Annotated in this window: 6 protein-coding genes; 3 read left to right on the top strand and 3 right to left on the bottom strand. The window is 55.9% G+C overall.

Going from position 1 to position 7,257, the window contains the following annotated elements:
* Positions 1-49: 49 nt before the first annotated feature.
* On the bottom strand, positions 50-289 hold the full coding sequence (locus PEL01S_RS31470) for a hypothetical protein (protein ID WP_127463031.1): 240 nt from the start codon (positions 287-289) through the stop codon (positions 50-52).
* 51 nt (positions 290-340) lie between these two features.
* The gene (locus tag PEL01S_RS31465; RefSeq protein ID WP_127463030.1) at positions 341-1,450 is read right to left on the bottom strand and encodes a GGDEF domain-containing protein; all 1,110 of its coding nucleotides are present in this window, start codon (positions 1,448-1,450) and stop codon (positions 341-343) included.
* Between the two features lie 359 nt (positions 1,451-1,809).
* Here PEL01S_RS31465 and tkt point away from each other — a divergent pair, with 359 nt between their 5' ends.
* Positions 1,810-3,813 carry a transketolase gene (gene tkt / locus PEL01S_RS31460; RefSeq protein ID WP_127463029.1) on the top strand — a complete coding sequence of 668 codons (2,004 nt, stop codon included), beginning with the start codon at positions 1,810-1,812 and terminating at the stop codon, positions 3,811-3,813.
* Between the two features lie 98 nt (positions 3,814-3,911).
* Positions 3,912-4,229 carry a pyrimidine/purine nucleoside phosphorylase gene (gene ppnP, locus PEL01S_RS31455; RefSeq protein ID WP_063188379.1) on the top strand — a complete coding sequence of 106 codons (318 nt, stop codon included), beginning with the start codon at positions 3,912-3,914 and terminating at the stop codon, positions 4,227-4,229.
* A 74-nt stretch (positions 4,230-4,303) separates the two neighbouring features.
* Here ppnP and PEL01S_RS31450 read toward each other — a convergent pair whose 3' ends face one another.
* Positions 4,304-5,581 (bottom strand): NAD(P)-binding domain-containing protein, encoded by a 1,278-nt coding sequence (locus tag PEL01S_RS31450; RefSeq protein WP_239551363.1) that lies wholly within the window; start codon positions 5,579-5,581, stop codon positions 4,304-4,306.
* Positions 5,582-5,784: 203 nt separating this feature from the next.
* Between PEL01S_RS31450 and PEL01S_RS31445 the strand changes: the two genes are divergently transcribed.
* On the top strand, positions 5,785-7,140 hold the full coding sequence (locus PEL01S_RS31445) for a glucose-6-phosphate isomerase (RefSeq protein WP_127463028.1): 1,356 nt from the start codon (positions 5,785-5,787) through the stop codon (positions 7,138-7,140).
* Positions 7,141-7,257: the final 117 nt, after the last annotated feature.

Below are 7,257 nucleotides of genomic sequence, written 5' to 3'. Positions count from 1 at the left end.
CAATTCCGGTTTTTTGTGTATAGATCCACCCGTGGCGGGTTTAGCCTAATTATTTGAACCGGCGCACGTAAAACAGCTGAACGACCGGGTACAGCACCAGGCAAAAGCATAGTGCCAGGAACAACGAAAGATTGCCGAAATCGTCCTTGCGGATAAATACGATCCGATCGGCGATCCAAAATACGAACAAAGCCAGCGTTAATATGTGATAGCTGATTTTGGCGCTTTTCGCTGCGATAATTTTCCCCATCTCGTCTTGCTGCGCTTTGCGGTCCGTACCCCAGGTCAAAAATTGAAGGGCACCGGTTATAGTTAAACCCGGTGCCGTCTATTATAGTCATCACACGACCACGGGGTCGGCGATCGCTGATTGCACGACCGTTTTGTTTTTGCCCGTTCGCTTGGCGGCATAGAGGGAAGCGTCTGCGCCTTTGAACAGCCCTTCCTTGCCGTGGCCTTTGGTATAGGCCTGTAGACCGATGCTGATCGTCGCCGCCTGCGAATCCAATTCGGGATGCAGGGTGCCCGACAGCTTATGGCGGACCTGCTCGGCCAAATCGTAGGCTTCCTCCGGCGTTTTGTCGGTAAAGATGACGGCAAATTCTTCGCCGCCGTAGCGGGCTACAAAATCGTTGGGAGATACCGTTTCTTTAATCGTACTTGCCACGCGCATCAAAATAATATCGCCGACCCAGTGGCCGAACGTATCGTTGATCTTCTTGAAATTGTCGATATCGACGATCGCCAGTTGCAGCGGCAGCTCGTTGCGCTCGTGCTGGTCGATCAGCTTTTCGAGGTATTCGTGGAACGTCTTATGGTTGTACAGGCTCGTAAGCGCATCAAGCTTGGACAGCTTGTCCATAATAATGTTTTTGACCAGCAGCTCTTGCTTGGCTTCGGTTGCATGCTTCAGGTTGTTGAGCAGCTCGATTCCGCTGCTGGTGATGGAAAGCGCGATAACGGTCGTACCGGTGTACAGGAACAGGATGCCGATCGTATGTACGGGCTGCATGGTGAGCCGAAGCTCGGGGCTGATGAGGTACAGGGCGGCGAAGGACAGCAGCACGAGGGCGAAGGCGGCGACGATGCGGTTTTTGTTAAAGGACAGAACGGACGTTAGGATCGGAAAAATGTAAATGGCGGGTACGATGCCGATTGACGGGTTCATCAGAATAATGGAGGTTGCGTAGAAAATACCGGTTAAGATGAGCAGCCAATCGCTTTGTAGTTTGCGGTAGCGGTAGAGGATTTCTACGGCTCCGGTGACGGCGGTTAAACAGATCGTCTGAAACAATAAGGCTTGAAAGAAGGCGAAGGGCGAAGTATCCGCTTCCATAAGAAATATGACGTATTCGAGAATGGCTGTCAGCACGATGGTGATCCAGTACAGATTGAGCATTTTTCTGTACGTTTGTCGGGTATTGGCCAGTTCCAGCAAAAGATGGTTCATACATCTGCTCCTGTGTCACATAATACATCCACGCTTACCATAGTTCATCCAACAAGAGTGAAGCGCTCCAAAAAATGTGTGATACGATACTGTTTCGACGTAACTTTTGTAAATCCTTCGGCAGAACTAATTTTTTTGTGCGAGATGAGATTTCAAAGCATGTTCACGGGTTGGATATGGCAAACTGAAACGGAGAGTGGTACAATAAGGCAAGCACTCCAAGCGAACAGGAAATAATGCACACGTGAACAACCCTGTTGTTTACTGGGATCACGTGAAGTCTGGCGCTTTCACGCGAAGGCGGACCAGAGCTTTACCACACTGCTGATCAAAAGAAGATCGACAATAGGAGGATCACAATGACGGTATCTAACAAAACGATCGAACAACTTTCCGTGGACACGATCCGCACGCTTTCCATTGACGCGATTGAAAAAGCCAAGTCCGGACATCCCGGGATGCCGATGGGAGCGGCGCCGATGGGCTACGAGCTCTTCGCGAAGCTGATGAAGCACAACCCGGATCAGCCGACGTGGATCAACCGCGACCGTTTCGTGCTGTCCGCGGGACACGGTTCGATGCTGCTGTACAGCCTGCTCCACCTCTCCGGCTACGACCTGTCGATGGAAGAGCTGAAGCAGTTCCGCCAATGGGGCAGCCTGACGCCGGGACATCCCGAAGTGGGTCATACTCCGGGCGTCGATGCGACGACAGGGCCGCTAGGTCAAGGTCTTGGCATGGCGGTGGGGATGGCGATGGCGGAAGCGCATCTCGCAGGTGTTTACAATCGTGAACAATACCGTGTCATCGATCACTATACATATGCCATTTGCGGCGACGGCGACCTGATGGAAGGCATCTCGTCGGAATCCGCTTCGCTTGCGGGCCATTTGAAGCTCGGCAAGCTGATCGTGCTGTACGATTCGAACGATATTTCGCTGGACGGCGAGCTGAATCTGTCGTTCTCCGAGAATGTCGCCCAGCGCTTTGAAGGCTACGGCTGGCAGGTGCTGCGCGTCGAGGACGGCAACGATCTGGAGGCGATCCACAAAGCGGTGCTGGAAGCGCAAGCGGATTACCGTCCGACGCTGATCGAAGTGAAGACGGTCATCGGCTACGGCAGCCCGAACAAAGCGGGCAAAGGCGGCCATGCGGGCCCGCATGGTTCCCCGCTCGGCGTGGACGAAGTCGCGCTCACCAAGAAAGCGTACGGCTGGGACGAAGCGCAGCACTTCTATGTGCCGGACGAAGTGTGCCAGCATTTCGCCGATGTGAAAAGCAAGGGAATTCAAACGTATGAGGCTTGGAAGCAGTTGGTTGCCGACTACGCCAAGGCGCATCCGGAGCTGGCGAAGCAGTTCGAGGCGGCCTCAAGCGATGCTCTGCCGGAAGGCTGGGACAAGGACATTCCGTCCGACGTTTCGGCGGACAAGGGTACCCGTACGGCTTCCGGCACGGTGCTGAACGCGATTGCCAAAAACGTGCCGTGGCTCGTTGGCGGCTCCGCCGACCTGGAGTCTTCGACCATGACGCACATGAAGGATCTCGGCGTGCTAACGTCCAAAGACTACAGCGGCCGCAACCTCTACTTCGGCGTGCGCGAGTTCGGCATGGGCGCGGCCACGAACGGCATGCTGCTGCACGGCGGCGTGAGAGTGTTCTGCGGAACGTTCTTCGTCTTCTCCGACTACTTGCGTCCGGCAATCCGTCTGGCGTCGATCATGAACGTGCCGGCGATCTACGTGTTCACGCACGACAGCATCGGCGTTGGCGAAGACGGCCCGACCCACGAGCCGATCGAGCAGCTTGCCGCGCTGCGCGTCATTCCGGGCGTGACGGTTCTTCGTCCGGCGGACGGTCCGGAAACGGCAGCCGCTTGGCGTTATGCCGTTGAGAACAAGAAAGGCCCGGTCGCCTTGATCTTCTCCCGTCAAGCGGCTCCGACGCTGGAAGGCACGGCGAACGGCGCGGTAGACCGCGGCGCGTACGTCTTGTCCGACGCAGCAGGTGGCAAACCGCAGGCGCAAATTATCGCAACGGGGACGGAAGTGCAGCTTGCGATGGGCGCGCAAAAACAGCTTGCCGAAGAAGGCATCGCGGTTCGCGTCATCAGCATGCCAAGCTGGGAGCTGTTCGACAAGCAGCCGCAGGAGTACAAGGATTCCGTCATTTTGCCGGAGGTGAAAGCGCGTCTGGCGGTCGAAATGGGTCATCCGTTCGGCTGGGAGCGCTACGTCGGCGAGCAGGGCGATGTGCTCGGCATTGACAAATTCGGCGCATCCGCTCCGGGTCCGATTGTGATCCGCGAGTACGGCTTTACGGTGGACAATGTGGTAGCCCGCGTGAAAGCCTTGCTGAAATAAGGAATTGGGCGTTAAACAATAGACGACGAACGGCAGCGGGCGGTGGCGATGAACCACCGTCCGCGGTTGGTTCGGACGAGAAAGAGGGAAATCGGTCCATGTCGCAATTTGAGAACGTAACTGCGGTGAAGAAAGCGAACATCTATTTCGACGGCAAGGTGACCAGCCGCACGGTGATTTTTGCGGACGGAACGAAAAAAACGCTCGGCATCATGCTTCCCGGCGAGTATGAGTTCGGTACGGATGCAAAGGAAATTATGGAGATTCAAGCAGGGGAGCTGAAGGTGCTGCTGCCCGGCGCTAGCGAATGGCTGGAAATTAACGGAACAGGCGAATTTACGGTGCCGGCAGGCGCGAAGTTCAAGTTGGATGTCCGCACGGTGACGGACTACTGCTGCTCCTACATTAGCGAATAACGGAAAGAAAACCCCGCACACCCGATCCGGTATAACGAACCAGATAGGCCGATGCGGGGTTTTTGCAAAATGAATCAGGCTTGGGAAGCTTTCTCTTGCTCTTCCGATTGGACGCGGATGTATTCCTCCAGCTTGAGCCGCACGTATGGCGGCAGTCCTGACAGCATGCAGCCGTAGCGGAACAGCCCGTTGTCCGGATCGATGCGGATGATGCGCGCCGTGATCGGCGGCAGGTCCGCTTCCTTCGGAAAGTGAAGCACGATGAACATATCGCGGGCAAGCGGGAACGACGAGACGATGCGGATGCCGCTTTCCGACAGGTCGACCAACGAGCCTTCGATCAGCTGTCCGGAGAAGGAGCCTTCCTGCTCCCATTGGTAAACGGATAAATGCAGCTTGATGTCGAGCTGAATGCGCGCGTTGCGGCGGCGTTCGGTCGTGGCTTCGGAAGAGTTGTCCCGCTTGCTGACCTGCATGTGCATCCAATCCTCATAGCATTGGATGACCGAGCACAAATCGTCTTCTCCGAGGCCTTTGGCAAGGCCCATCTGGAACAGCCCCGTAGCCGTGCGAAGCATCGGCGAAGGCATCTGGAACCCATCGGCCACGTCGCCGGCGAGCAGCAAGTCTTTGAGCATCAGCTTGGTCGAGAACTGGTTGCTGAAGTCGCGGCTTACGATCTTGGAGCCTTTCAGTTCGGCTTGTCTGCTGTTCGCGCCGCCGGCAAGGACGATGCTCAAGAAGCTTTCCGGATCGAGACCGGCTTTGGTCACCATGGACAAGCCCTCCATCAGCCCGAGCGCATTGATGCCGACCATCGTATTATGCGCAAGCTTCGCATAGGAGCCGGAGCCGCTTGGCCCCATGTAGACGATTTTGCTGCCCATCGCTTCGAAGACGTCGCGGTGCGCATCCAGCGTCTCTTCCTGCCCGCCGACCATGAAGACGAGCGTGCCGTTCTCGGCCGCAGGCTTGCTGCCCGTTACCGGCGCGTCCAGGAAATCGACCAGATGCGAGGCCAGCTCATCGTAAATTTTGCGGCTCGTCGCGGGGGAGACCGTGCTGCAATCGATCACGGTTTGTCCGGGACGCAGGCTGTGAGCCAGTCCGTTCTCGCCGAACAAGCTGTCCAGAACGACCTGGTCGTTGCTCAGCATCGTGACGATGACGTCCGCTTCTTTAGCGGCTTCAGCGGGGCTTGCTGTCTGTGCGGCGCCGAGGGCGACAAGCTCCTGGGCTTTGTCCGCCGTTCGGTTGTAAACGTTCACGCGAAAACCTTTTTGGATCAAATTGGCAGCCATAGGTTTGCCCATGGTGCCCAGTCCGATAAACCCGACAGTTTTCATGATCATCCATCACCTCTTGCCTGTATTTTAACATTTTGCCAGTGAGCTGTGAATTGTTCTCTTGCGTTTCAGCTAGAAAGTAAAGTATTCTATACACTATAGGGATTTAATGTGTTACCGTACGACCAAGGCTTTTGATTTGAAGCAAGGACAAGTCTTACCCGCAGTCACAGAGAAAAAAACGAATCGGACGGGAGGATGTATTTGGAATGGGAGCTAAACTTCGTTTTGATTACAGCAAGGCTCTTGGTTTCATTCAGCAGCACGAGGTGGATTACTTGGCGGGTGCCGTAGCCGCCGCGCACAACCAATTGCACGACAAAACCGGCGCCGGGAACGATTATCTCGGTTGGATCGATCTCCCGGTCAATTACGATAAAGAAGAATTCGCCCGCATCCAGCAGGCGGCCAAGCGCATTCAATCGAATTCCGACGCGCTCGTCGTCATCGGCATCGGGGGTTCCTACCTGGGGGCCAGAGCGGCGATCGAGATGCTGTCCCACAGCTTCTACAATCTGCTACCGAAGGATAAGCGCAAGACGCCGGAAATTTACTTCGTCGGCCAGAACATCAGCTCCACCTACGTGACGCATCTGCTGCAGCTGCTCGAAGGCAAGGACATTTCCGTCAACGTCATCTCCAAATCCGGCACGACGACGGAGCCTGCCATCGCTTTCCGGATTTTCCGCGAGCTGCTTGAGCGGAAGTACGGCAAAGAAGGGGCGCGCGAGCGCATTTATGCGACGACGGACCAAGCGAAGGGCGCGCTGAAAAAGCTGGCAACCGAAGAGCGCTACGAAACGTTCGTCATCCCGGACGATGTGGGCGGCCGCTATTCCGTGCTGACCGCTGTCGGCCTGCTGCCGATCGCTACTGCCGGCGTGGACATCGAAGCGATGATGCAGGGCGCCGCGGACGCGCGTGAGACTTATTCCAACCCGAACCTGAAGGAGAACGAAGCGTACCAATACGCTGCGGTTCGCAATGCGCTGTACCGCAAGGGCAAATCGACGGAAATTCTCGTGAACTACGAGCCGTCGCTGCACTACGTCTCCGAGTGGTGGAAGCAGCTGTACGGCGAGAGCGAAGGCAAAGACAACAAAGGCATTTACCCGTCTTCGGTTGATTTTTCCACGGATTTACATTCCATGGGTCAATTCATTCAGGAAGGCTCGCGCAACTTGTTCGAGACCGTCATTCAAGTCGAGCAGGTGTCGGAGCAAATCTCGATCGGCACCGATCCGCAGGATCTGGACGGCTTGAACTTCCTGAGTGGACAAACGATGGATTTCGTCAATAAAAAGGCGTTCGAGGGCACGATGCTTGCTCATACGGACGGCGGAGTGCCGAACCTGATCGTCACACTGCCCGATCTGTCGCCATATACATTCGGTTACATGGTTTATTTCTTTGAAAAAGCCTGCGGCATCAGCGGTTACCTGCTGGGCGTCAACCCGTTCGATCAACCGGGTGTGGAGGCATATAAGAAAAACATGTTCGCACTGCTCGGCAAACCGGGCTATGAGAAAGAAAAGGCTGCGCTCGAGGCCAGATTGTCGAAGTAACTCGGAGCGCGCGGAAAAAGCGGTTCATCCCCCGGGATGGCTGCTTTTTTTGCAGGCATCCCGGCTGCCGGATGTTCCAGAGGCTACGGCCTGATAAGGAGGCGCCAGGAAACGTCT

Origin of the sequence: Paenibacillus elgii NBRC 100335, assembly GCF_004000865.1 — a bacterium.
GTDB lineage: Bacteria > Bacillota > Bacilli > Paenibacillales > NBRC-103111 > Paenibacillus_G > Paenibacillus_G elgii.
Note: the sequence above shows the minus strand (reverse complement) of the source record. Positions and strands in the feature narration are given on the sequence as shown.

Excerpts from the sequence above, each read along its gene's own strand:
- ppnP (WP_063188379.1), top strand. The coding sequence starts at position 3,912 with ATGTCGCAATTTGAGAACGTAACTGCGGTGAAGAAAGCGAACATCTAT.
- PEL01S_RS31450 (WP_239551363.1), bottom strand. The coding sequence starts at position 5,581 with ATGATCATGAAAACTGTCGGGTTTATCGGACTGGGCACCATGGGCAAA.
- PEL01S_RS31465 (WP_127463030.1), bottom strand. The coding sequence starts at position 1,450 with ATGAACCATCTTTTGCTGGAACTGGCCAATACCCGACAAACGTACAGA.
- PEL01S_RS31445 (WP_127463028.1), top strand. The coding sequence starts at position 5,785 with ATGGGAGCTAAACTTCGTTTTGATTACAGCAAGGCTCTTGGTTTCATT.
- tkt (WP_127463029.1), top strand. The coding sequence starts at position 1,810 with ATGACGGTATCTAACAAAACGATCGAACAACTTTCCGTGGACACGATC.